Origin of the sequence: Roseivivax halotolerans (assembly GCF_900115815.1) — a bacterium.
In the GTDB taxonomy this organism is placed as follows: domain Bacteria; phylum Pseudomonadota; class Alphaproteobacteria; order Rhodobacterales; family Rhodobacteraceae; genus Roseivivax; species Roseivivax halotolerans.
The window spans coordinates 1-22,815 of the sequence record NZ_FOXV01000013.1; the positions used below are offsets into that span (position 1 = coordinate 1).

The 22,815-nt window shown below is 64.1% G+C and carries 23 protein-coding genes and 1 pseudogene; 7 read left to right on the forward strand and 17 right to left on the reverse strand.

Features of this window, described 5'->3' with window-relative positions; translation table 11 throughout:
- From BM171_RS19245 to BM171_RS19440, 3 genes and pseudogenes are all read left to right on the forward strand, one after another.
- A pseudogene (locus tag BM171_RS19245) lies at nt 1-135 on the forward strand (GTP-binding protein); the annotation flags it as partial.
- A complete protein-coding gene (locus BM171_RS15195; protein WP_245760287.1) occupies nt 132-770 on the forward strand; it encodes a DUF1826 domain-containing protein in 639 nt (212 codons plus the stop codon). The pseudogene BM171_RS19245 and the gene BM171_RS15195, both read left to right, overlap by 4 nt.
- A gap of 47 nt (nt 771-817) precedes the next feature.
- Complete coding sequence (locus tag BM171_RS19440; protein ID WP_483880064.1) at nt 818-1,114, forward strand: DUF6525 family protein; 297 nt, start codon at nt 818-820, stop codon at nt 1,112-1,114.
- A gap of 366 nt (nt 1,115-1,480) precedes the next feature.
- Here BM171_RS19440 and BM171_RS15200 read toward each other — a convergent pair whose 3' ends face one another.
- The 5 genes from BM171_RS15200 to BM171_RS15220 all read right to left on the reverse strand — a co-directional run bounded on the left by BM171_RS15200 (nt 1,481) and on the right by BM171_RS15220 (nt 6,785).
- Nucleotides 1,481-2,038, reverse strand: a complete 558-nt coding sequence (locus BM171_RS15200; RefSeq protein WP_245760288.1) for a phosphoribosyl-AMP cyclohydrolase — start codon at nt 2,036-2,038, stop codon at nt 1,481-1,483.
- A 96-nt stretch (nt 2,039-2,134) separates the two neighbouring features.
- A complete protein-coding gene (gene thrS, locus BM171_RS15205) occupies nt 2,135-4,060 on the reverse strand; it encodes a threonine--tRNA ligase (protein ID WP_093014334.1) in 1,926 nt (641 codons plus the stop codon).
- Nucleotides 4,057-4,305 (reverse strand): membrane protein insertion efficiency factor YidD, encoded by a 249-nt coding sequence (gene yidD, locus BM171_RS15210; RefSeq protein WP_093014337.1) that lies wholly within the window; start codon nt 4,303-4,305, stop codon nt 4,057-4,059. Before yidD ends, thrS begins: the two co-directional genes overlap by 4 nt.
- Entirely contained in the window at nt 4,302-5,642 is a 1,341-nt protein-coding gene (cysS, locus tag BM171_RS15215; RefSeq protein ID WP_093014340.1) for a cysteine--tRNA ligase, read from the reverse strand. Before cysS ends, yidD begins: the two co-directional genes overlap by 4 nt.
- Nucleotides 5,643-5,645: 3 nt before the next feature.
- Entirely contained in the window at nt 5,646-6,785 is a 1,140-nt protein-coding gene (locus tag BM171_RS15220) for a CobW family GTP-binding protein (RefSeq protein ID WP_093014343.1), read from the reverse strand.
- A 75-nt stretch (nt 6,786-6,860) separates the two neighbouring features.
- On the opposite strand from BM171_RS15220, the gene hisI reads away from it, so the two are divergent.
- From hisI to BM171_RS15235, 3 genes are read left to right on the forward strand one after another with little or no spacing between them, the layout of a single operon-like run.
- A complete protein-coding gene (gene hisI / locus BM171_RS15225) occupies nt 6,861-7,334 on the forward strand; it encodes a phosphoribosyl-AMP cyclohydrolase (protein ID WP_093014346.1) in 474 nt (157 codons plus the stop codon).
- Between the two features lie 10 nt (nt 7,335-7,344).
- Nucleotides 7,345-8,067, forward strand: coding sequence for a bifunctional diaminohydroxyphosphoribosylaminopyrimidine deaminase/5-amino-6-(5-phosphoribosylamino)uracil reductase RibD (gene ribD, locus BM171_RS19395; protein ID WP_093014349.1), 723 nt, complete (start codon nt 7,345-7,347; stop codon nt 8,065-8,067).
- Between the two features lie 25 nt (nt 8,068-8,092).
- Nucleotides 8,093-8,347, forward strand: a complete 255-nt coding sequence (locus BM171_RS15235) for a hypothetical protein (RefSeq protein ID WP_093014352.1) — start codon at nt 8,093-8,095, stop codon at nt 8,345-8,347.
- A gap of 34 nt (nt 8,348-8,381) precedes the next feature.
- Here BM171_RS15235 and BM171_RS15240 read toward each other — a convergent pair whose 3' ends face one another.
- From BM171_RS15240 to BM171_RS15250, 3 genes are read right to left on the reverse strand one after another with little or no spacing between them, the layout of a single operon-like run.
- Entirely contained in the window at nt 8,382-9,176 is a 795-nt protein-coding gene (locus BM171_RS15240) for a metal ABC transporter permease (protein ID WP_093014355.1), read from the reverse strand.
- Complete coding sequence (locus BM171_RS15245; protein WP_245760290.1) at nt 9,176-9,928, reverse strand: metal ABC transporter ATP-binding protein; 753 nt, start codon at nt 9,926-9,928, stop codon at nt 9,176-9,178. Before BM171_RS15245 ends, BM171_RS15240 begins: the two co-directional genes overlap by 1 nt.
- Nucleotides 9,925-10,401 carry a transcriptional repressor gene (locus tag BM171_RS15250; RefSeq protein ID WP_093014361.1) on the reverse strand — a complete coding sequence of 159 codons (477 nt, stop codon included), beginning with the start codon at nt 10,399-10,401 and terminating at the stop codon, nt 9,925-9,927. Before BM171_RS15250 ends, BM171_RS15245 begins: the two co-directional genes overlap by 4 nt.
- 85 nt (nt 10,402-10,486) lie before the next feature.
- Here BM171_RS15250 and BM171_RS15255 point away from each other — a divergent pair, with 85 nt between their 5' ends.
- Entirely contained in the window at nt 10,487-11,548 is a 1,062-nt protein-coding gene (locus tag BM171_RS15255) for a zinc ABC transporter substrate-binding protein (RefSeq protein ID WP_093014364.1), read from the forward strand.
- A 612-nt stretch (nt 11,549-12,160) separates the two neighbouring features.
- Here the strand turns inward: BM171_RS15255 and BM171_RS15260 are convergent.
- The 9 genes from BM171_RS15260 to BM171_RS15300 form a co-directional block, all read right to left on the reverse strand.
- On the reverse strand, nt 12,161-13,354 hold the full coding sequence (locus BM171_RS15260) for an IS91 family transposase (protein ID WP_093014367.1): 1,194 nt from the start codon (nt 13,352-13,354) through the stop codon (nt 12,161-12,163).
- Nucleotides 13,355-13,366: 12 nt separating this feature from the next.
- Nucleotides 13,367-14,254, reverse strand: a complete 888-nt coding sequence (locus tag BM171_RS15265; RefSeq protein WP_093014370.1) for a tyrosine-type recombinase/integrase — start codon at nt 14,252-14,254, stop codon at nt 13,367-13,369.
- Nucleotides 14,255-14,491: 237 nt separating this feature from the next.
- Nucleotides 14,492-14,830 carry a DUF736 domain-containing protein gene (locus tag BM171_RS15270; protein WP_021100681.1) on the reverse strand — a complete coding sequence of 113 codons (339 nt, stop codon included), beginning with the start codon at nt 14,828-14,830 and terminating at the stop codon, nt 14,492-14,494.
- Between the two features lie 642 nt (nt 14,831-15,472).
- On the reverse strand, nt 15,473-15,925 hold the full coding sequence (locus tag BM171_RS15275; protein ID WP_093014372.1) for a hypothetical protein: 453 nt from the start codon (nt 15,923-15,925) through the stop codon (nt 15,473-15,475).
- Between the two features lie 130 nt (nt 15,926-16,055).
- Complete coding sequence (locus BM171_RS15280; RefSeq protein WP_093014375.1) at nt 16,056-16,982, reverse strand: DUF2493 domain-containing protein; 927 nt, start codon at nt 16,980-16,982, stop codon at nt 16,056-16,058.
- Nucleotides 16,983-17,232: 250 nt separating this feature from the next.
- Nucleotides 17,233-18,276 carry a DUF7146 domain-containing protein gene (locus BM171_RS15285; RefSeq protein WP_093014378.1) on the reverse strand — a complete coding sequence of 348 codons (1,044 nt, stop codon included), beginning with the start codon at nt 18,274-18,276 and terminating at the stop codon, nt 17,233-17,235.
- Nucleotides 18,277-18,375: 99 nt separating this feature from the next.
- Nucleotides 18,376-20,505, reverse strand: a complete 2,130-nt coding sequence (locus BM171_RS15290) for a ParB/RepB/Spo0J family partition protein (protein ID WP_093014381.1) — start codon at nt 20,503-20,505, stop codon at nt 18,376-18,378.
- Between the two features lie 213 nt (nt 20,506-20,718).
- On the reverse strand, nt 20,719-21,420 hold the full coding sequence (locus BM171_RS15295; protein WP_093014384.1) for an MBL fold metallo-hydrolase: 702 nt from the start codon (nt 21,418-21,420) through the stop codon (nt 20,719-20,721).
- A gap of 5 nt (nt 21,421-21,425) precedes the next feature.
- Nucleotides 21,426-22,778, reverse strand: a complete 1,353-nt coding sequence (locus tag BM171_RS15300) for a lactonase family protein (protein WP_093014387.1) — start codon at nt 22,776-22,778, stop codon at nt 21,426-21,428.
- Nucleotides 22,779-22,815 lie beyond the last annotated feature (37 nt).

The window sequence follows — 22,815 nt, forward strand, 5'->3', positions numbered from 1 at the left end:
GGGTCCGGGATCGATTGGCCGACCCTGAAAGCGCGGCTCGACGCGGCGCTGGTCCCCGAGGCGCAGGCGACAGGCCCCGAGGCGCTGCCCGACTTTCCCGATCCATTCCCGGCATGGCGGAAGGCTGCGGCATGACGGTTCAACGGTTTATCGAACCCGCCAGAACCCGTAGCGTGATCAGTACGCCATCACCTCAAGGCATGCGGCAGGTCCGGGCCGCTGAGGTCGGCGGTGTCATATGGGATCGGGAAACGCTGGCTTCGTTCCAGACTTGGATTGATGGACTGAGCCCGGCAAACCTGCCGCAGACACGGGTCATTTTGCGCCCCGCTGCGACCCGCGACGCGGTGACAGCAGCTTGCGTTACCGCAGGTACGCCAGATGGCCCGGAGCGGCGGCGCCTGATCGATGACGTTTCTGCGCTTGCCAACATGTTCGCGGACATTATGGATGCCCGCTGGCTGCGCCTGCGACTCGACGTCGTCGATGGCAACGCCTGCCGGCGCTTCCATGTGGACCGGACCACTGCGCGACTGATCTGCACCTATCGGGGCACGGGCACGCAATTCGGAGTGGCCCAAAGGGATGGCGCGGACCCCGAAACGATCCAAACGGTCCCGACCGGATCGCCCCTTGTCATGCGCGGCACACTCTGGCCTGTCGAGCCCGATCCGGGGCTGCGCCACCGATCTCCCCCGATCGAGGGTAGCGGAGAAACCCGCCTCGTTCTCATCCTGGACCCGATCGACGACCCCGATGAGCCCTCATGAGCCGTAACCTCACGCCACCCCTGCGCCGCCGCCGGCGCGGGGACCCCATGCGCAGCTATTACCGACTGCTCCCGGCGCGCTTCAGACATGCTCGCACAATCCGCCTTGCCTTGTGGTCTCCCGCCTCGTGCCTCGGGATCTGGCGCGAAGCGCGGAAAAAGTGGACGCCGATTTCAGAGATCATCGCGAACCTTGACCGATTGGAACGGGCGGCGATCGAACGTAGCTTTAGGCTTCAAAAGACGCCAAACTGTAGTGCAAATTGGGACGGAAGGATCAGCAAGAGGTCGATAGAAACCGGTACTTCTCTTCTGTTGAGATGGTCTCCACTCGAAAGATCGTAAGTCACTAAACGAATGCTGCGAAAGGTCGCCGTTTGCCGCTTCTGGAATGTTGAACTGCAGTACCCTCGATGCGTGCCAATGACCTTCCCCCGCGATTAGGGCCGGTTTGATCTGGAATCTACCGGTTAGGTTTGAGTGTTGAGCTGCAGCGTGGAGACCGCAAGAGCGCTCAAGCGCTGGCGCAGTGCCTCATGATCCGTTCGAGATCTCTTCGAACATTTGGTTTTCTCGCTTCTGCGCTTGCACAGTTGCTGCCAAAAACACGCTTCGAAGCTGCAGGAAAATCGCACCTTCGTGCGTTGAGTAGCAGAGCCCATCGGAGCAAGGGACCGCTGGGTCTCAAGAAATCAACGCGAACTGGCTTCGTCAACATCGCGAAGTGGCGCCCATACGCTGATTGTCGGCAGCATTTTGATGGCTCGCAATAGCCCCCGTTTCAGACGTTCTCGGTCTAAGCCTCGAAGGGCAGCGACGAGTGATGCAAACGATGCGGAGAACGTCGTCTGCATCCTTCAGGTATCCAAAGCTCTTGTCGGTCTTCACGGTCTTACCGGCCGTGTCAGTGAAGAAGAACCATCCCATCCACATGGCGGTGTTACCATCAATTAGGCTGGCGGCTGTTTCGGACCAGGTATGCCGCCATCTCCGGAGGGCGAACCCAGCGTCGAGCGGAAAATCGGGGTCGCGTCCGACGAAATAGGACAGCGCACCCTTTCTGCTCGTGCGAAAAGTCTTCTCTCCACCGCTCAGCGTCGGCTTGAACAAAACCGGCCCGATGTCGAAGCCGTAGGTCGAATCGAGCAGATCGCAAGCAATCCGTCGCGCCTCGTCAAATCCGTTTGCCTCGTGAGCCTTCGAGATCGTGACAAGCCCATCGCCCCAAGTCTCGCGCGCCGCAGCAATTTCATTATCAGTTATGCCCAAGGGTCTATCCTCGTTCACTCTTAGGGGTTTAACACGTGACACATGATCTGTGTCACTCGGCGCAACGGTCGCAGCGCATCGTCCGCATACAGGTTGTTATGTCTTGTCCGCGCAAGGATGCTGTGCCTCGCGCACGAGGCTGTCGACCGCGTCTTCGATGGCAAGTGTTCGCGTGTCCTCGGCTCCGTGCCGCCGGATCGTGACCGTCCGGTCTTCGGCTTCCCGGGCGCCGAGCGCGATCTGCACGGGCACCTTCTTCAGGGCGTGCTCGCGCACCTTGTAGCCGATCTTCTCGTTTCGCAGATCGGTCTCGACGCGCAGCCCATTCGAGCGCAGCGCTCTGGCCACATCGCGGGCCCAGTCATCCGCCGCACCGGTGACGGTCGCCACCACCGCCTGCACTGGCCCCAGCCAAAGCGGCAGGTGGCCGGCATGGTGTTCGATCAGGATGCCAGTGAACCTCTCGAGCGAGCCGAAAAGAGCCCGATGCAGCATGACTGGAGGCAGCTTGTCGCACGACGGCGCGACATAGGTTGTCCCGAAGCGTTCGGGCAGATTGAAATCGACCTGCAGCGTGCCGCACTGCCAATCCCGCCCGATGGCGTCGCGCAGAACGTATTCGAGCTTCGGGCCGTAGAAGGCGCCTTCACCTTCGAAGATCGTGTAGGCGTGCCCGGCGGTGTCGAGCGCCGTGCGCAGCGCTTCTTCGGACCGGTCCCAGCTCTCGTCACTTCCGATCCGGTTTTCCGGGCGGGTCGAGAGCTTGATGCTGACATCCTCGAAGCCGAAGTCGCGGTAGATCGACAGCACGAGATCGTTGACCTTCAGGCACTCTTCGGCGAGTTGCTCGGGCGTGCAGTAGATGTGGGCATCGTTCTGCGTGAAGCTGCGCACGCGCAGAAGTCCGTGAAGGGCGCCGGAGGGTTCGTAGCGATGGACCTTTCCGAACTCGGCGAGCTTGAGGGGCAGATCCCGGTAACTCTTGGTGCCCTGACCGTAAATGAGCATGTGACCGGGGCAGTTCATGGGCTTCAACGCGTAGTCGCGCTCATCCTCGGTCTTCGCGAGGAACATGTTGGCGCGGTAGTTCTGCCAATGGCCGGACGTCTCCCACAGCGTACGTTCCATGATGTCGGGTGAGTTCACCTCGACGTATCCTGCGTCTTCCTGACGCGTGCGCATGTAGCCGATCAGCGTCTGGAACAGCCGCCATCCGCGCGGGTGCCAGAAGACCGATCCGGGGGCGACCTCCTCGAAATGGAACAGGTCCATCTCGCGCCCCAGCCTGCGGTGATCGCGCTTTTCGGCCTCGGCCATCATGGTCAGGTGGGACTCGAGGGCGGGCTTGTCGGCGAAAGCAACACCGTAGATCCGGCTTAGCATCCGGTTTTTCGCGTCGCCCCGCCAATAGGCCCCGGCGACATGGGTCAGCTTGAAGGCCGTGCCGGCATCGGCCGTGCTGCGCATGTGCGGGCCGCGACAGAGGTCGAGCCAGTCGCCCTGCCGGTAGATGGTGACAGGCTCACCGGCCGGGATAGCGTCGAGCAGGCCCAGTTTATAGGTTTCGCCCGCAGTCTCGAAATGCGCGCGGACCTCCGCGCGACGCCATGCCTCGCGCGCGAAGGGACGTCGCGCGGCGACTATCTCGCGCATTTTTTTTTCGATGACGGGGAGGTCTTCCGGCGTGAACGGCGTGTCGCGGTCGAAATCGTAGTAGAAGCCGTGTTCGATTGCCGGGCCGATCGCTGTCCGCGTCTCGGGCCAGAGCGTCTGAACCGCCTCGGCCAGCACATGAGCCAGGTCGTGGCGGATCAGCTCCAGAGCGCGGGGATCGTCGCGGGTGACAAGCTCTACCGCCGCACCGTCGGGCAAGGCGGCAGAGAGGTCGGTGATCTTCCCATCGACAAGCGCGGCCACGGTCCGTTTAGCGAGGCTCGGGCTGATGGCGGCGGCGAGGTCAGCGGCGGTACTGGCTGGAGCCAGCGCTCGACTGGCCCCATCTGGCAGGCGGACATGGATCATCGCGAGGTCTTTCGGTTCGTGACAGGGGGCACCGGGTCGTATCCGCTTCGGCCCCACGGATTGCAGCGGACAAGGCGCAGAAGTGTCAGCCAGAGGCCACGCAGGGGCCCATGGGTTTCCAGTGCCTCGATGGCGTAGACGGAGCAGCTCGGCTGGAACCGGCAGGAATGGCCGAGCCACGGCGACAGGATCAGCCGGTAGGCCCGGATAGGCAGAATCAAGAGCCAGATGACGCTCGCCCTCATACGCGGGCCCGCCAACGGCTCTCGCCGCTCGCATCTTCGACGTCGACCCCAAGCTCGGCCAGCTCGTCTCGGAGCGCATCGGCACGGTCCCAGTCGCGCGCGTTGCGTGCCTGGGCGCGTTCGTCGACCAGCGCCTCGATCCGGGTCGTATCGAGAACGCCGGATTGCGCCCATGCGGTCACATCCTGCTGCAGCAGACCGAGGAGGGAGCCGGCCGTCTTCAGTGCCGCCGCAAGCTCTGCCTGCCGCTCTGCGTCGGCGCTCGCGTGGACCTGGCCTGCGAGCGCGTGCAGCGCCGCGAGGGCCTTTGGCGTGTTGAGATCATCCTTCAGGGCGTCGAGCACGGCGGCCATGTCCTCGGCCTTCGGTGCGACCGAGGGGGCGCCGCGCAGCGCGCCGTAGAGCCGATCCAGCGCCGTCCGTGCAGCGCGCAAGGTGTCGGGCGTCCAGTCCAGCGGCTGGCGGTAATGGGCCGTCAGCAACGCGTAGCGGATCGCCTCGCCAGGGGCCTCGGCCAAGAGGTCGCGCACCAAAAGCACGTTGCCCAGCGACTTGGACATCTTCGCACCCGAGACCGTGACGTGGCCGTTATGGACCCAGAAACGCGCTTCGGTCCCCTGCGCGATCTCGTTCTCGTGGTGCGGAAACCGCAGATCAATGCCGCCGCCGTGAATGTCGATCCGGTCGCCAAGATGCTCCCGGATCATGGCCGAACATTCTATGTGCCATCCGGGGCGACCGGTTCCCCAAGTGCTTTGCCAGCCGGGCTGCCCGGCCTTGGAGGGTTTCCACAAAACGAAGTCGCGCGGGTCGCGTTTCCAAGGCGCGACCTCGACGCGGGCGCCGGCACGCATTTCATCGGGGTTCGCTCCGGACAATCGCCCGTAAGTCGGACAGCTCGGGACATGGAAAAGGACGTGGCCCTCTGCCGGGTAGGCGTGGCCCCTGGCGATCAGCTCTTCAATCATCGCGATCATGGGCGCAATGTGGTCCGTCGCGCGCGGCTCTATGTCCGGGGCCGCGGCACCCAGCGCGTCGAGATCGGCGTGATAGGCTGCCGTGAACCGCGCCGCGACGTCTTCGCAGCTGGTGCCGTCGGCAGCGGCCGCCGCGATGATCTTGTCATCCACGTCGGTGATGTTGCGGGCATAGCTTACGCGTGGAAAGCTCTGGCGCAGCAGCTTCGCGAGGACGTCGAATACGACCGCGGGACGCGCATTGCCGATATGGGCGAAGGAATAGACCGTCGGCCCGCAGACATACATCCGCAGATGCTCAGCATCGTGCGGGACCAGCGGTTCGACCTGACGGGTCATCGAATTGTACAGTCGGAGCATTGTTCAGAATGGCATCTCGGTCGTGTCGGCCATCATGCCGTCCGTGGCCGCATCATCGTCCGTCCAGCGCATGCGCAGAGTATCAAGGCTTGCTTTCAGACCCTTCGCATCGGTGTCGCGCGCGATGACCACGACCCGGCTTGTCGTGTCGGTCCCGGACCAGGAGCGGACCTGAACGGGCGCATCGAAGATGTGCTGCACGCCGTGGAAGACGAAGGGGAGATCCAGGCCTTCCACGTGCAGGATCCCCTTGATCCGGAGAATGTCCGGCCCCTTGAGCGCGATCAGCGTATCGAGCCAAAAATCGAAGATGCTCGCGGGGATCGGCTCCTCGACCTCGATCGATGCAGACGCGATGCGATGGTCGTGATGCGCGTGGCCTCCGGTCTGTTGCAAGGGCAGCGGGGCAGGCTTGGCGCCTGTCGGGGTGAGGCCCGACAGACCTGAAAGCGGATCGGGCTTTGACGGCTCAACACCGAGCCACTCCGAGATATCGTCCGTGGTCACGCTGGGACGCAGCGCCGAGAGGCCGAACAGCGCGCCGGGGGCAATACGTCCACGCTCCGAATGGATGCGCCGGGCGGTCGCGTTGATGCCTTCGAGCCTCGCTTCGAACTGCGCCACCTCGCGCGGGGTGACGAGATCGGTTTTCGTCACCACCATCAGGTCGGCCATTGCGACCTGGTGAACCGCCTCGAACTGAGTGTCGAGCGTGCGTGGCCCCAGGGCTGCGTCGGCAAGCGTCACCACGCCGTCCATTCGATAGAAAGGAGCGGTCAGATCGTCCACGACGAGCGTGTGCAGGATCGGACCGGGATCCGCGATTCCGGTGGTTTCGATGACCACGCGGTCGAACGCCAGGTCACCGCGTTTCCGCTTGGCCATCAGTGACCGCATCGTGTTGGCGAGATCGCTCCGGATTGAGCAGCAAATACACCCCGATTGCATCAGCACGGTTTCTTCGGTGGCCTCCTCGATCAGATCATGGTCGAGCCCGACATCCCCGAATTCATTCATGATGACGGCAATGCGACCGGCCTCGGGGTCGCGTATCAGGTTGTTCAGGAGGGTTGTCTTGCCTGCTCCGAGAAATCCGGTGAGCAACGTCACCGGAACCCGGTCATCTGTGATGTCGGTCGCCATGCGTGCCTCTTTACAATCCTGGTTAACTTCGACATGTGCGCTACGTTATTACATATCAAAATACAAGGAGCGACGATGGGAAAACTTGAGTTCGCGTCACGCACCTCAGTCGAGCAGATCGAGGAGGGCTACGAGTTGGTGCCTAAGTTCGGCCCGGACGGCCTCATGCCGTGCATCACCTCCGACGCAAGCACCGGGGAGGTCCTCATGCTCGGATGGATGAACACTGAGGCGCTCCGGCTCACGATCGAGACTGGCGAAGCACACTACTTCAGCCGCGCAAGGCAAGTGCTATGGCGCAAGGGCGCGACCTCCGGCCTTGTGCAGAACATTGTCGAAGCGCGGATCGATGATGATCAGGACGCGATCTGGCTGCGAGTCGAGGTCGCAGGGTCCGGCGCTTCGTGCCATGTGGGCTACCGGTCCTGTTTCTATCGCGCTGTACCGCTTGGGGCGAAGGCCGGGCAGCCGCTTGTGTATCTGGAAGGCGACAAGACGTTCGATCCCGGTGAGGTCTATGGCGATGTGCCAAACCCGACCCAGATCTGATCTGCACTGGATGCGGCGGGCCCTGCGATTGGCGGGCCAAAAGCGCGGTTATGTCTGGCCGAATCCGCCGGTGGGATGCGTAATTGTCAGAGATAATCGTGTCGTCGCCGAGGCCGCGACCCACGCGGGCGGGCGGCCGCATGCGGAACGAAAGGCTCTGGATCAGGCCGGAGTAGAAGCCAGAGGTGCCACGCTTTTCGTCACACTCGAACCATGTTGCCATTGGGGCGTGACGCCACCTTGCGCCGACGCGATTGTCGACGCCGGCGTGGCCCGGGTCGTCTGCGCCGTCGGAGACCCAGACCCGCGAGTGAACGGCGGTGGATTCGAGAGGCTGCGCGCTGCCGGCGTCGACGTCGAGGTCGGCCTCTGCGCAGATGAGGCTGCGCGCGTGCTGTCGGGCTTTTTCCACCGCGTGCGGCATGGCGTGCCGGACGTCGTCGTGGTCGAACGGACCCTGGACCGGATCCCGACCTGCGCTGATGCGCTGCTCGTATCATCCACCGGCGGGATGCGTCTCGCCACACGCAGATCAGGGACGATGGTGATCACTCCGGTTCCCGAGGACAGGACAGACGCCGTATTGATATGGATGGGGGAGCTTGGTCTCACGACCGTGGCAGTGCTGCGAGGCGATCCCGCTTCTCACTTCATCGTACGCAGAGGTTCCAGCTCTCTCGCCGACCGATCCGAGGCTGCACCACGCGGGGCCGCAACCAGAGCTGTCTCATGAGAACGACGCGGCGAGGTGAGTGGGAGTGCTGAACAAGTCCGTTCGTGACGCGTCCAGAACCTTCTGGCACGTGCAGCGCGTCAAGCGCATGATCAGGGGGCACCTCGGACGTGGCGCACAATGTCTTGTCTCGGTGCAACAGGCATACTGCAGCGACCCTGGCTGCGAAGGATTCTTGACCGAAATCCGGATCGTGCAGCTTGGATTTCAAGAGATGCGCACGACTCTACATAAGCCGGTCGCGGACGTCTCCGAGGGCGACATCGCCGCGATCTTTTAGGTCGGCAGACCAGGTCCCGCCTGCGCGCCGAGCTTCAACCAGGCTGCCGTATCCGGGATGCGATGTTCGAAAGGATGAACAGCAGCGCGGTCACGCAGACGATCGTTGGACCGGTCGGCGTGTCGAACTCATAGGATGCGCGCAGCCCTATCCACGCCGAAGTCATTCCGACGAGGGCTGCCATGATTCCCATGCGCTCGGGCGTGACGGCAAAGGGCCGTACAGTGGCCGCTGGAATGATCAGCAGCGCGGTAATAAGCAACACACCCACCACTTTGATCGCCACGGCGACTACCACCGCCAGAGCCAGTGTCAGGACGAGCTGCTCGCGTTTCGGATCGATGCCGGCGGCAAGGGCGAGTCCGTCATCCAAAGTTGCCGTCAGAAGCGCGTTCCAGCGCCAGCCAATCAACGCAAGGACCAGCGCCGCGCCGCCCCAGATCACCGCAAGATCGCTGCGCGACACCGCCAGAATGTCGCCGAAGAGATAGGCCATGAGATCGATACGCACACCTTGGATAAAGGTCACTCCCACAAGCCCGAAGGCGAGCGCGGAATGCGCCATGACGCCAAGTAGCGTGTCCATCGCGTAGCCGCGTCCCGAGATCACAGAAACTACCATGGCCATGAAGAGCGCTATGAACAATGTCCCGACAAAGACCGGCAGAGACGCCGCCAGCGACAGTGCCACGCCAAGGATTGCGGCATGGGCGGTGGCGTCTCCGAAATAGGCCATCCTTCGCCATACTACGAAACAGCCAAGCGGCGCGGCGGCGAGCCCCGTGCCGATCCCGGCAAGCGCGGCGCGGGTCAAGAAGTCATCAAGCATTATTCTGCGGCGTCCTGCACGTGATCTTGGGAATGGCGATGGTCGTGATTGTGGCGGTAGAGCGCGAATGCCCCGCGCGTGCCCTCGCCGAAGAGGCGGCGGTAGTCCGGCGCATTAGCGACGACCTCCGGCGTGCCTGCGCAGCAGACATGACCGTTAAGGCAGATCACTCGATCGGAGGCACTCATTACGACGTGCAGATCGTGGCTGATCATCAGCACACCGCAGCCCGTTTCTTCCCGGACCTCGTGGATGCGGCGGTAAAAGGCGGCCGCTCCGGGCTGGTCGAGACCTGCCGCCGCCTCGTCGAGGATCAGCAGGTCCGGCTCTTCGAGGATCGCACGTGCCAGAAGCGCCCGCTGAAACTGCCCACCCGAGAGCGCCGCCATCTGCCGCTTGCCTATCTCGGGCACGCCCGCGCGCTCCAAAGCTTCGCGGGCGCGAGACGCCGGGATTCGATGCGGGAGGGACAGAAACCGCTCGACATTCATCGGCAGAGTCGGATCGAGAACCAGCCGCTGCGGCACATAGCCAATCTGCAGGCCGGGCTTGCGCTCGATCCGCCCCGCCGAATGCTTGACCCCGCCGAGAATGGCCTTGATCAGCGTCGACTTACCCGAACCATTGGGACCGACGATGGTCACGATCTCGCCGGGCGCGACGTCCAGGTCCACATCTCGGAGTACGGCCGCCTCGCCGTAGCGCACGGTCAGGTCGTGAACGGACACGAGCGGCGCAGCATCGCGCATCATGCCACCCTCGCGCATTTGGGACAGATACCTTCGGCCTCGCGAACCATCAGCTCCACGGCGAAACCGGCGCGCTTTGCAAGACGACTTATCTCGCTCTTTCTGGAATCTGACTGAACTTCCGATACGGAGTTGCAAAGGCGGCAAATCAGGAAGACGGGGGCATGCGACGCCTCCAGATGCGAGCAGGCGACAAACGCATTGAGCCGTTCAATTCGGTGTGCGAAGCCTTGGTTGATCAGGAATTCAAGCGCGCGATAGGCCACGGGGGGTTGCGAGCCGAGACCCTCCGCGCGGAGCACGTCGAGGATGTCGTACGCGCCCATTGCCTTGTGCTCGGATAGCAGGATTTCGAGCACGCGCTTTCGAGTTCTGGTCAATTGCAATCCGCGCTCGGTGCAGATCTCCTCCGCTGTAGCCACACCACTTTCGACGCACGTTTCATGGTCATGTGCCTCAAACGCATAATGGCTCACTGCTATCTCCCGCACAGATTGGGCTTGATACGATATATCATAACGCTTATGCCCATAGCGTGTTACTTAATTACAGGAGTTTCGGATGTCCATCAGTTTTGGAAAATCTCTGGCGGGCAGCGTGTTCGCCATCACAGCGGCCACGTCCGTCTCAGCGGACGTGCCGCAGGTCGCCACCGACATCGCGCCGGTCCATGGCCTCGTGGCTCGCGTCATGGAGGGTCTTGGTGAGCCTGACCTTGTAGTCCAGCAGGGGGCGTCTCCGCACGGCTATTCAATGCGTCCTTCTGAGGCTCGTGCGCTGGAAGCCGCGAACGCAGTTTTCTGGATCGGTCCTGAGCTTGCGCCCTGGCTCGAAGATTCTATCGGGACGCTGGCCCCGGACGCGCATGTGGTCGAGCTCCTCGACGTCGAGGGTATCACCACGCTCGAGTATCGCGAAGGCGCGACCTTCGAGTCTCACGATCACGGCGACCATGATCACGAAGGTGAAGATCATGCAGGTCATGACCACTCCGAAGACGCGGCGCACGAAAAGCACGACCACGCAGAAGAGGCATCGCACGAGGGCGAAGAGCATGCCGAGCACGATCATGGCGGCCACGATCATGCCGGGCACAGTCACGATGGTCTCGACCCGCACGCCTGGCTCGATCCCGAGAATGGCAAGGTTTGGCTCGACGTGATCGCCGAGGAGCTCGCCGAGCTCGACCCTGAAAACGCGGACACCTACCGCGAGAATGCCGCCGCAGGGCAGGAAGAGATCGACGTTGCGATAGGCGAAGTGGAAGAGATGTTGTCGTCCACCGGCGAGATCAGCTTCGTGGTGTTCCACGATGCATATCAATATTTCGAGACCCGTTTCGACATTTCGGCCGCCGGAGCGATCTCGCTTGGCGATGCATCGGATCCCAGCCCCGCGCGAGTCGAGGAAGTGCGCAATACAGTTACAGAACTCGGCGTCACCTGTGTCTTCTCCGAGCCGCAATTCAACCAGAACCTCGTGCAGACAGTGACCGAGGGAACCGACGCGCAAACCACAGTGATCGACCCGCTCGGCTTCGGTCTCGATACCGGACCCGATTTTTATCCGGCGCTTATGCGGTCTCTTGCTGAGAGCATCGCCAGCTGCGCCTCATCGTCCTGACAGGTATCTCACGCTCTGTACTCCGCCGCTTTGGCGGCGGGGTGCCGATATCCATAACGTGGCATTCATGCGAAGTGGAGCTCACGCAATCTCCTCAGCTATTGGCACGATTTTCGCGCGAGGCCTCGTTTCGAACGGGCAGAGCCGGCCCTGAACGGGATAATCGCTACGTGCGTTGTGCCTGCCCCGGTTCCTTGGAAATGCTGCGGTCAGGACGAGCGGCCGCTTCGGCGGACTGCCTTGCAGCATTGAGAGCGAAGGTGAATGGCAGGTAAGGTGAAGGATTTTCGATGCGGGCCGTGGTGCAACGGTGCCGGTTTGCGCGTCGTCGGCCCGCGTTGGAAATCCTCCCAAGGTGGAAGCCGCGGTGGCCAGGCGCTGTCTATGGGGAAAGTGGGCTGAAGTTTCCAGAGACGGCGTAGCGTGATGGGCGGTTCAAAGGCTGTCGACCCTCCCCAAGGGCGCCCTGATCTGCCCTGGTGATGATGTTCGGTATCGGGTGGCGCGTTTCATCGGCAGTTTGCGGTCGCGGCACCGCGTGAGGCACGGCTGAGCCAGTCCGGAACGGACGTGAGAACCGGAGTGATGTTCGTGACAGTGACGGGCGTTTCGTCATGCGGCCTGCTCCCGTGGCGGTGCGCGCGACATTGGTTTCTGGCCGCGGCGGAAGATCTCGATGATGCGCATTGGGCCGCCGCAGCATGGGCACGGTTCGCGCAGGGTGAGAGGTGCGGTCTCCGTTGGGTACTGCGCTTCCCGTTCGGGCGTACGCTGCCCGAGCAGGTCGCGGATGCGGGCGATGGCGGCCTTGCGTGTCGCGCTGGCCAGCAGGCCGTAGTGCCGGATGCGGTGGAAGCCGTCAGGGAGGACATGCATCAGGAAGCGGCGGATGAACTCCTGCGTGGACAGGCGCATGACCTTCTGCCGGTCGCCGGATTCGACGCGGTAATCCTTCCATCGAAACGCGACAGTCTGGGTGTCGGCGCTGATCAGGCGATGGTTCGAGATCGCCACGCGGTGGGTGTATCGGCTGAGGTAGGTGAGTACGGCTTCAGGCCCGCCAAAGGGCGGTTTGGCGTAGACGACCCATTTGGATTTGCGGAACGGCGCGAGCCAGGCGGCAAAGGCGTCCGTCTGCGTTAGACATTCCTGGTCGCCGTAGAAGGCCAGTTCCCCAGCGGCATGAAGCGCCAGCAGCCCGTCGAGGAACAGGCGCCGAAACAGGCGCGACAGCACCCGCACGTGCAGGAAAAACCCGGGCCTGCAGGCGACCCAGCGGGTGCCGTCCGGCGACAGGCCTCCGCCCGGCACGATCATGTGGATGTGGGGGTGATGCGTCAGCGCCGATCCCCAGGTGTGCAGCACGCTGGTCATGCCGATCCGGGCGCCAAGACGCTTGGGATCGGCCGCGATTGTTATCACCGTTTCCGCGGACGCCCGGAACAGAAGCCCATATACCGCTCGCTTGTTCCAATAGGCGATCTGGGCGATCTCGGCCGGCAGGGTGAAGACGAGGTGGAAGTATTCCACGGGCAGCAGATCCTCGGCGCGTGCCGCCATCCAGTCGCGTGCGGCCGGTCCCTGACACTTCGGGCAATGCCTGTTTTTGCAGGAGTTGTAGCCGATGTGGCGGTGGCCGCACTTGGCACAGCCGGCCACATGCCCGCCGAGCGCCTCGGTCCGACAGGCCTCGATCGCCGACATGACCTTGAGCTGCGAGAGGCTGACATGCCCGGCATTGGCCTGCCGCCACGCAGGACCATGGGCGCGAAAGACGTCAGCGATCTCCAGCTTGGGCCGGGACACCCCGGCGCCCGGTCACTCCAGACTTCGCTTCACGGCATGATCCTGCAGCTTCTCCAGCATCTCGTACGGGCTGACCGTGTCGCGGATCGTCTTGGTGGCGACATGGGTGTATTGCGCGGTGGTCGTCAGCTTGGCATGGCCGAGCAGGACCTGGATCACGCGCACGTCCGTGTTGGCCTCCAGCAGGTGGGTCGCAAAACTGTGCCTGAGCGTGTGCAATGTCGCCGGCTTGCTGATCCCGGCCATGTGCTTAGCCGAGGTGAACGCCCGGTTCAGCTGCCGTGGCGAGATCGGATTGATCTTCGGTTTGCCCGGGAAAAGCCAGCCCTCCGGGCGTGCCTCACGCCACCAGTCACGCAGAAGGTTCAGCAAGCCGGGTGACAGCATCACCTTGCGATCCTTCCGCCCTTTGCCCTGTTCTACGTGGATGAGCATTCGATCGCTGTCGATGTCGCCAAGCTTGAGGTTGCAAACCTCGGAAGCACGCAGCCCGGCGCCATAGGAAATGCTGAGCGCCGCGCGGTACTTGAGACCCGGTCCCGGTGCCGCCATCAGGATGTCGGAGACCTCCTCGACGCTGAACACCACGGGCAGCTTCCGCGGCTGGGTGCGGAATTGCATGTATCGCTTCATGTCCTCGCGCCCGCAGGTCATCCCGAAAAAGAACCGCAGCGCGACGATGCGCACGTTGAACGTCGACGGCGTGACCCCGCTATCCGTCATGTGCAACTGATAGGCGCGCAGATCCTCCGGTGTGGCCATGTCGGGCGATCGTCCGAGAAACGCTGCGAAGTCCTTGATTGCTCTGATGTGGGCCTTCTGCGCTTTCTCGCCCATGCCGCGAATGCGCATGTCTTCCATCATCCGCGCGCGCAGCGGCGAAATCTTCTCCTTGGTCATGGAAACCTCCTGTCTGATGATTGAGAAGGTCCCAATCGTCAGCCAGGTCGGTCAGATCGCATAATGCGCGCCGCTATAGGCGGCTCACTCCATCAGCCAAATGCGCCAATGCCGCGGAGCGGCTTCGTCCTTGGGCCGGACGCGTTGGTTTCAAACGTTACTGCGGACCGCTCGCGGTCAACGCAAGACGAGCAAAGTTCCACCCCGCCCGGTGATCCCGGGCGGGGCGGTCTGCTGTCAGTCGCCGTTGCGGCGGGTGTTGGGGCGCGACCAGATGAGGCTGAAGGTCTCTTCACCGCCTTCGATCACCGTGTCGTCGAAGAGGTTGGCGTAGATCGGCTGGGTGAAGCTCGGGTCGTCGAGCTTGAGGCTCAGGTAGTCGCGGCCCTCGGTCGAGCGCTTGGACCAAGCGGCGCCGATCTCGGCACGGCCGACGAAGACGCGGTGGGAGGGGGCGTTGTCGTTGGGGGTGCTGTCCTCGGGGACGATGCGGACGGCTTTCGCCTGAACACTCAGGGTGACGATTTCTCCGACGTATTCGCTGCCGGTCTTCTTGAAGGTTCCGATGGTGGCCATGTCATATCTCCTTTTGGCTTGTCCGAGCCCGCGCCCTTCGCGGCCTCGATGGCGATCGTCAGGACCGGGGCGATCCGCCGACGCAGCCCTGTGGCCCGCAGCGCCAGCGGAGGACGGCAAGGCCGGTCTTTCTTGCCGCGCGAGGAATGGCGGGCATCCGCCAGGGGAAGAAAGTCCGGATCGGCCGTTGCGGCCAAGGCGGTCGAGGCGTCAGCCGATCCCGGTCAGATCAGCCGCTGAGAGGCCCGCAAGGGACGCGTGGCGCAAGCCATGGGAGAGGGAATGACAGGCTACCTTTGGGCCGCGCAAGATCCCGGCAGCATGCGTCGTGCAAAGACAGGCTATGGCGTGCAGGCGGAAACGGTGCATGTCCTGGACGTGCCTCGCTACTCCGGGATTTCCCCCTCTCGCCGTGTCTGTGTTTGTCTGCCGCGATGTTCGGTCTGCCGCCGATCCAGGTGCATGCGCGACCGGGGCCATGCGCTATGACGTGGGTCTCAGTGATCTGGCTTTGTTCAGCCGGTCCTGCCCAACCGCAATGCTGCGATGACGGCGAGGATCGAGACCTTTTGCAGCAATCGGTTGCGGCGCACGCTGACGATGTGGCGGACAGCACGCACCGGCGCAAGCATCACAGGGCGTTCAGTGTTCGTTGAAAGACCTGTGCGGATGCGGATCTGACATGGCGTTGACCTCGGACCAGCCGGTGACCCGCGCCCAGGCCGTGCCTCCGATGACCAACGCGCCCAGCCAAGACAGGATGGTGATGGCCGCAGCGCTCGCGCTGCCGAATTCGGCAAGGCCTTTTGCTGCATGAAAACCAGTGATCCCGGCGGGGATCGCGTAGATCAGGCCGATGGCGAGTTTGATGGGGATGGAGCGGATGCGGTCAAAGGCGAATTCCCCGACAGCGGCGATGAAACCGCCGATGAACAGGCCCGCAATGATCGACAGAAAAACGCCTTGGCCGGACTCATACAGATACATGCCGCACGTCAGCCCGATCGCGAAGGGCAGGGCGTAGACAGCCAGATTGAACAGGATCCAGCAGAGGGCACCGAGGCCGAACAGCGTGAAGAGGGTGGATACAAGCATAAGGCACTCCTTTCGAGAACAAGGATCGCGCCGCCACCTCCTCCATTGGCACGGGCAGATCATAGCAGAAAACGGCCCGCCCCGGGAGGGGCCGGCCAAGATGCAAGGCAGTGGTTCGGCGGAAATCCGGTCATGCCTCCGGTGCGCATTTCGGCCGGAAGTCGAAGAGGGGAATGCCCATCGCGCGGGCCTTGTCGGCGAGATTTTCGGTAATGCCGGAGCCCGAGAAGACAATGAGGCCGATGGGCAGGGTGTCGAGCAACTGGTCATTGCGCTTGAAGGGGGCCGACTTGCCGTGCCGCGTCCAGTCGGGCTTGAAGACGATCTGCGCCACGCTGCGATTATCGGCCCAAGCGGCGGCGATGCGTTCGGCCCCGCGTGGGGCGCCGCCATGCAACAGAACCATGTCGACATGTTTCGCGTGGACGCGGTCGAGGGCTGCCCAGATGGCTGCGTGATCATTGCAGTCCAGCCCGCCGGTAAAGGCGATTTTCGTGCCCTGCGGCAGGAGCGGCTCCAGATCGGCCCGGCGCTTTGCGGCGAGGTGGTCGCGGCTGTCGATCAAGGACGCTGTCAGGGTACGGCGGTTCACATGGCTGCCTGCGCGCGGGTGCCAGGTTTGGCCAAGATGGGTCTCGAAAAATTCGGCGGCGAGATCGAGCATGGCCTCAAAGGCATTGCGGCGTTCGATCAGCGTGATGCCTTCGGCGATAAGGGTCTCGAGTTCGACTGATCGGACTTCGGACCCGTCCTGCTCGCGTTGCGACCGCTTCTGCGCTTGTTCGTTGCTGTCGAGCTCACGGTTTATTCGTGTCGATGTGCGGTGGAACAGGTTGGCCATAGACCAGAGCAGGTCTTCGAGGTCAGGCTCCAGCCGCGTGTCAGACAGGGTCGAGACGAGCGCGTCGAAGATATCAGCAATGGCAGTGCGAACGGCGTCGGGCTCCGGCAAGGGGCGGGGATCAGGCTCGTCCGTGAGAGGGCGCCAGCCGTAGAGCTGCAGTTCCTCGAGCACGACGGCGGTGGAAGATCGGGTGTGAAGGTGGGTCTCGGTCATGATGTCGTCTCCGGTTGTCGAAGCCCGCGCCTCTCGCGGCCTTCCCGGGCAACGGAAAAGCGGGGGCCGGACGGGTCTGCATTCTCAGGGGTCCCGTCGCGCCCGCGCGATGGGGTGGAACCGAAGCGCAGCGGAGGACGGCCATGGCCGTTGCGGGCCCGTCCGGGCGCTGCTCCGTTTTGCCCGCTCTCGGAAGGCCGGAAGGCGTGGCTCTGATCGCGGAGGCGCTGGCCGGCTGCGCCGACTCCGATCAATCGATGGCGTGGTCGAGGAAGGTCACGGCATCCTCGGGCGCCAGTTGCGGACGCAGATGCGCGCGCAACGCGTCGCGGCCATTGGCCCGCAGATCGTCATTGAAATCGCCGAGACAGGGGGAGAGGTGGATCGCGTCGATCCCGGCCTGTCTGGCCCGATGCGACAGATGGTCCGCGGCGGACAGGCCTGCCGGGTCGGCATCGACGGCGATGTAGAGGCTGCGAAGATCGGCGGGCAGCTGCAGGGCTGCGAGATGATTGGCGGACAGAGCCGCCACCGCAGGCAACTCCGGCAGGGCCAGATGCAGGGAGAGCATGGTCTCCAGCCCTTCGCCTGCGGCCAGCACGCTGACCGGTTTGCCGATACGAACACCATGGCCGAGGAGATTGCCCATGGCCTTGCGCGGTGGAAAGACCGGGGCCTTGTCCGCAGTGGCGGGGTCAAGCCAGGTGCGGTGCAGGCCGGTAAGCCGTCCGTCGAGGTCCGTCACCTTGGCGAGCAGGGCGGGCCAGGCCTCAGGACGGTCTGTCGGCGCGTGATCCTCGCGCAAGTAAAAGCATTTCGGGTGAAACCGGAGATTGTCGAGATAGCCCAGTCCGGTAAGGCCACGCCCCGCGAGATAGCGTTCCGTCAAGGTGCCCGACATCGGCTGGCCCATGGCCCAGAGCCGCCGCGCGGCCTCGGTTGAGCCGCGAGAAGCTGGCAGTTTGGTGGCCCGGTCCTTGTCCGTCTGCGGCAGGCTGAGAAACCTACGGGCCTCCTCCAGCGTGTCCCTCAGGGTGGTGATACCCATGTTCAGGGCGATCAGGTCCAGAAGGTCGCCATGCTGCCCGGTTGCGGAATCGGTCCACTTGCCAGCCGCACCAAGGCCGGAGTTCGGACCGGTCAGCCGAACGTAGAGGCTGCGGCCCGGCGTATTCTGCACATCGCCTACGATCCAGTAGCGGCCCTGTTTGTTCCCGTTCGTGAGGTAGTGACGGCAGACGGCCTCGGCATCCTCGGCAAGGCGGCGGGCAATGTCGGCGGCGGGGCTATTCATGCTCTGTGCCTCCTGTCGTGGAAAGAAAAAGGGGCCCGCCATTTCTGGCGGACCCCGGCTGCCGGAACTCGGGGGAAGGAGCTCCGATCTGCTCGAAGGTCACTCGGCGGCTGTCTTGGCGAAGGCGTCACCGGCGACTGGCTCATCTTCGCCCAATGCTTCGGAATCTCCGATAGCCGGTTCGCCGCCATCTTCCGCCGATTGCGCTTCGCCGCTGTCGGGATGGTCTTCCGAAGCGTCATCGTCGGCGCGGTCCGCGTCGTCGACCAGCTCGATTTCCGGTGTGTCCTCTTCCGGCAGCGGCGGCGTGCGCAACGGGTCCGGCAGCCAGCCGGTGCCCACGAGCAGGTCCTCGGCGGCCGTCACCATCTCCGCCTTCTTCAGCCCGGCGATCCGGTTGACAGCGTCCTCACCCTTCGCCTCGCGCACGGCCTCGAGGATGCGGGCCTTGGTCACGCGGCCGAGGTAGCTGTCACCCGTCGCCGTCCAGCCCGCCTTGGCCATGTCAAGCCCGACAGTCCCGGCCAGCACATCCGCATGCGCGATGGCGCGCGGGCGGCGCTGGTAGGGGTCGTGGACGGCATTTACGCTCATCGCCACGCAATGGGCGAAGAGCGCCTCGCGGCTGCAGCTGTCGAACTCGGTCAGCGCCTCCCAGAGGTCCTCGGATGCCTTCGGCAGGTTGCGCGCCCAAGTCTCGTGACGCTGGTCGATGGCCTTCGCATAGGCCGTGTCGCCAAGGCCCGGCACCTGCGAACCAAAAGCCGCGTTGCGCGGTTCGATCTCGACGCAACTTTCGACGGCGTAGCGATAGAAGAGCCGCAGGACCATCGCGTGCAGCGCCGCGAGGAAGGCGACCTGCGGGTCCTGCGCCAGCGCATTGCGCAATGCCAGCGTGCGATGGGCCGTCAATTCCATGACGAGGCGGTCGGAGAGCGGTTTGAGGCCGTCATCTTCTTCCTCCTCGTCCACGGCAGATACGACGGTGTCGTCGGTGTCCTCAACCTGCGCCGCTTCCGGTGCGACCTCGCCGATGTCCTCCACCTCATCGACCGGTTCATCCTCGGTCCGCACATAGCCGCGCTCGACGCGCAGCCGCCCCGAGCTGTCGATGCTGACGAAGGCCCCGGCCAGCGCGAGGTCTTCCGCCTCGAACCGGATCGGACGCGCCTCGAGTGCTTCCATCGCCTCCTCGATCTCGCCCAATCGGGAATCGACGTCGTCGGGAAGCTCGTCGGCCTCCGCATGCTCGGCCTCGAGCGCATCGTATTCGGCCTTCAGCGCCTGGTAGCTGGCGGCTTCCTCACAGGTCATCGGCACCGCCTCGCCATGGACGCGGCGCATGCCGAAGGTGTGGCCATAGGGGAACTCGGTATCGACCTCGACCCATTTCCAGCCCTCGGCACGGATGACTTCGGCCTCCTCGGCGAGCTTCTCGCGCACCATGACGTCGAGCAGGGCGGCATCCTGCAACCAGCCGCCGTCGTCCTGCTGGAACAGATCGCGCAGGATCTCGCCCCCGGCCTCGACGTAGTCGTCAAGCCCGACGAACTGCGCCCGCTTGTCGGAGGCCCGCACCGCGCCCTCGGTCAGCATGCGGCGGATCTCGTAGGGCTGCCGGGAATAGTGCCGCTGCAACGCCTCCCAGACCTGTTCCTGCCGTGCGTGATCGGGGTTGACCGTGAAGGCCATGAGCTGGTCGAGGGTCATCTCCTCCTCGGCATAGGCGTCGAGCAGCGAGGGTGCTGCGGCGGCGAGCTTCAGCCGCTGCTTGACCACGCTGGCCGAGACGAAGAAGGCCGCGGCGATTTCCTCCTCGGTCCGACCTTTCTCGCGCATCGCCTGAAACGCGCGGAACTGGTCGAGCGGATGCAGCGGCGCGCGCTGGACGTTCTCGGCGAGACTGTCTTCCTCGGCGAGCCCATCGGTGCGCACGATGCAGGGCACCAGCGCGGTCTTGTTCATCCGCTTCTGCTTGACGAGCAGTTCCAGCGCCCGGAACCGCCGCCCGCCGGCGGGGATCGTGTACATGCCGGTCTCGGCGCCGCTGTCGTCCAGCACGGGCCGCACGGTGATGGAACTGAGCAGCGTCCGCCGCGCGATGTCCTCGGCCAGTTCCTCGATCGACACGCCCGCCTTGACGTGGCGCACGTTCGACTGGCTGAGCATCAGCTTGTTGAAGGGAATGTCGCGCGAGGCGCTGAGGGTGATTTTCTGTTGCTTGGTCATCGGGATATCTCCGGACGGGCCAGCCGGGAGCCTCTCTCCCGACTTCCAAACCCGTCACGGAAAACCCAGCACCCCTCTTACTCTGTACGGAGCGATGAACCGCAGACGTACGGCCCTTGGGCAGATCGTCACCCCGAAACGGTCGCGTGCACCGTAGCCGCACGCCCGTTTCCAGTGGGCGTTCGGCTCCCGTTCATCGATGTCGCGCTGAATTCATGTCGTGGCGACAAGGTCGGCCATTCGGTCACGGACCCTCAAGCCGACCGCCAACGGCGCTCCATGACCGGGACAGAGCAGATCGCCATCGGTCATCACGCCCATGAGCCGGGCGATCGAGGACAGACCTTCGGGCCGATCCTCGTAGAGGATCGGCTCTCGCATTCCGAACACGTTCATCAGGGCATCGCCGATAATCCATGCGTTGCGTCCGTCGCCGGTCGGCACGCCAAAGCCCAGCTGTCCCTGGGAATGACCCGGTAGGGCGACAACCCGCACTCCGCCTGCGACCTCAATGCTGTCGCCGCGGATCGGCTCGGCGCCTACAGGGGCGACGCGATCCGGGTACCTGTCGGCGACGAGCCGGGTCAGGATCCGCCCCGGCAAGGTGGGCGATGGCGTCCAGGGTCTGCGCCACGTCCCTTGCGCCAGCAACGCCGCCTCGGAGGGATGTGCGTGGAGCCGCGCCCCGGTTTCCTTCACGATGCGCGCCGCGCCGCCGACGTGGTCGTAGTGAACATGCGTCAGAAGCACGTGGCCGAGCGGCGGCAAGGCTTTCAGCGCATGAAGGAGCGGCGACGCGAAAGACGGCTCGCCCGTATCGACCAGCACTGTCTGGCGGTCCTTCACGATCGCATAGACGTTGATGAATCGCCGATTGGCGACGTAGACGTCCGGCGCAATTTGCCTGAAGCGCATGACCGTCAATCGAGGGTATAGAGGTCGTGCGCCCCACGCGGCATCGGGATGCGCCGTCCAGTGGGCACGATGTCATCGCCGTCAATGGCGAAGATCTCCACCCAACCGTCGCTGCGCGGCCCGTCGTGATCCTGATAGACGACCACAGCGAGCCGGTCGCCATCGGCGTCGAAGACCACATCCTCCGGCAGTACGCCGCGAAAGCCGACCGGGTCGCCGAGCGTTGCGACGACGCCGGTTGCGTCGTCCACACTCAGTAGCGACAGCGATGATCCGGTCCGGCCGGGCACGAGCGCGAGCGCCCCGCCGGGCAGATAGGTGCGCTCCATATTCACAGCGATCAGACGGTCGCCCGCGCGGTTCATCTCGAAGGCCTCAGGCGATTTCGAGACGGTGGCCGAGGATACGATCCCGCGCGTGTCGTCGTCGGGCGACAGCGCAAAGGAATGAATCTGTCCATCGCCGACGAACACGGCGCCCAAGGGCGTCGGCCCCCATTTCACGTCGGCGACGAGGAAATGATCCCCTGCGCGGGTCCAGCGTCCCACGGTGAGCCAATCGCCCTCCTCGACCGGAGCTTCGGCGTCGGCCGCTATGGGCACGCCGTCGTCGCCGAGGGTGAAGCGCACAAGGCCGACACCGAGGTTCGACAGAACATAGCCCGCGGCCGCGCCGGTGGGATGGATCATGGCGTAGGTCAACCCATCGTCGATATCGGGGCGGGCCGCGATATCCGGCAGGTCGAGGTCGAAGCTGCGCACTGTCCTCGGCTGGCCGCCTTCTAGCGGAGCGACCGCGAGTTCGGCGTCCGGATCTCCGCAGGCGATGAGCAGCCAGCCACCCGTCGGCGCGATGTCGATGCTGTTGGGGCGACGACAGACCGGGACGGAGGAGACGACCGCCCCGCTGTCGAGATCGACCGTCGTCAGCAGCGTGCCGACCGGCATCTCGTCGTGGACGCTCGCCATGCGGTCGGTCCCCGGCTGGGGCGGCGTCCGCCCCTCTATCACATAGGCGAAGCGGCCCGATGGGTCGGCGGTCATGGCGCCGGGCCAGCCCATGACGGTGTTGGAAGCCGGGACAGTGCGGCGTTCAGATTGCGGGTTGTTCGGCTCATCGAGGATGACGAGAAGATCCTGTGCGCCCTCGATGGGATGGAGACGCCCATCCGCATAGGCGGTGGCGGCCATGTCCCCGTCCACCAGGACGAGCAGGCGGGAAAGGTTGAGGCCGTCAGCCTCAGCCCGAGGTTCTGCGATCGGCGGGGCGCGGTCGATCACGTTCCACAGGCCCACCGCGGCGGCGAGACCGGCAATGACGGCGGCCAATCCCGTCGCGACCCACCTGACACTGCGCATGCCGTCACTCCTCTGGTTCCGAGGAGCAAGATATTAC

Excerpts from the sequence above, each read along its gene's own strand:
- cysS (WP_093014340.1), bottom strand. The coding sequence starts at position 5,642 with ATGCTCCGACTGTACAATTCGATGACCCGTCAGGTCGAACCGCTGGTC.
- BM171_RS15255 (WP_093014364.1), top strand. The coding sequence starts at position 10,487 with ATGTCCATCAGTTTTGGAAAATCTCTGGCGGGCAGCGTGTTCGCCATC.
- thrS (WP_093014334.1), bottom strand. The coding sequence starts at position 4,060 with ATGATCCATGTCCGCCTGCCAGATGGGGCCAGTCGAGCGCTGGCTCCA.
- BM171_RS15300 (WP_093014387.1), bottom strand. The coding sequence starts at position 22,778 with ATGCGCAGTGTCAGGTGGGTCGCGACGGGATTGGCCGCCGTCATTGCC.
- BM171_RS15270 (WP_021100681.1), bottom strand. The coding sequence starts at position 14,830 with ATGGCCACCATCGGAACCTTCAAGAAGACCGGCAGCGAATACGTCGGA.
- BM171_RS15280 (WP_093014375.1), bottom strand. The coding sequence starts at position 16,982 with ATGACCGAGACCCACCTTCACACCCGATCTTCCACCGCCGTCGTGCTC.
- BM171_RS15290 (WP_093014381.1), bottom strand. The coding sequence starts at position 20,505 with ATGACCAAGCAACAGAAAATCACCCTCAGCGCCTCGCGCGACATTCCC.
- ribD (WP_093014349.1), top strand. The coding sequence starts at position 7,345 with ATGCGGCGGGCCCTGCGATTGGCGGGCCAAAAGCGCGGTTATGTCTGG.
- yidD (WP_093014337.1), bottom strand. The coding sequence starts at position 4,305 with ATGAGGGCGAGCGTCATCTGGCTCTTGATTCTGCCTATCCGGGCCTAC.
- hisI (WP_093014346.1), top strand. The coding sequence starts at position 6,861 with ATGGGAAAACTTGAGTTCGCGTCACGCACCTCAGTCGAGCAGATCGAG.
- BM171_RS15220 (WP_093014343.1), bottom strand. The coding sequence starts at position 6,785 with ATGGCGACCGACATCACAGATGACCGGGTTCCGGTGACGTTGCTCACC.
- BM171_RS15295 (WP_093014384.1), bottom strand. The coding sequence starts at position 21,420 with ATGCGCTTCAGGCAAATTGCGCCGGACGTCTACGTCGCCAATCGGCGA.
- BM171_RS15275 (WP_093014372.1), bottom strand. The coding sequence starts at position 15,925 with ATGCTTGTATCCACCCTCTTCACGCTGTTCGGCCTCGGTGCCCTCTGC.
- BM171_RS15265 (WP_093014370.1), bottom strand. The coding sequence starts at position 14,254 with ATGACCAAGGAGAAGATTTCGCCGCTGCGCGCGCGGATGATGGAAGAC.
- BM171_RS15245 (WP_245760290.1), bottom strand. The coding sequence starts at position 9,928 with ATGATGCGCGATGCTGCGCCGCTCGTGTCCGTTCACGACCTGACCGTG.
- BM171_RS15285 (WP_093014378.1), bottom strand. The coding sequence starts at position 18,276 with ATGAATAGCCCCGCCGCCGACATTGCCCGCCGCCTTGCCGAGGATGCC.
- BM171_RS15195 (WP_245760287.1), top strand. The coding sequence starts at position 132 with ATGACGGTTCAACGGTTTATCGAACCCGCCAGAACCCGTAGCGTGATC.
- BM171_RS15240 (WP_093014355.1), bottom strand. The coding sequence starts at position 9,176 with ATGCTTGATGACTTCTTGACCCGCGCCGCGCTTGCCGGGATCGGCACG.
- BM171_RS19440 (WP_483880064.1), top strand. The coding sequence starts at position 818 with ATGCGCAGCTATTACCGACTGCTCCCGGCGCGCTTCAGACATGCTCGC.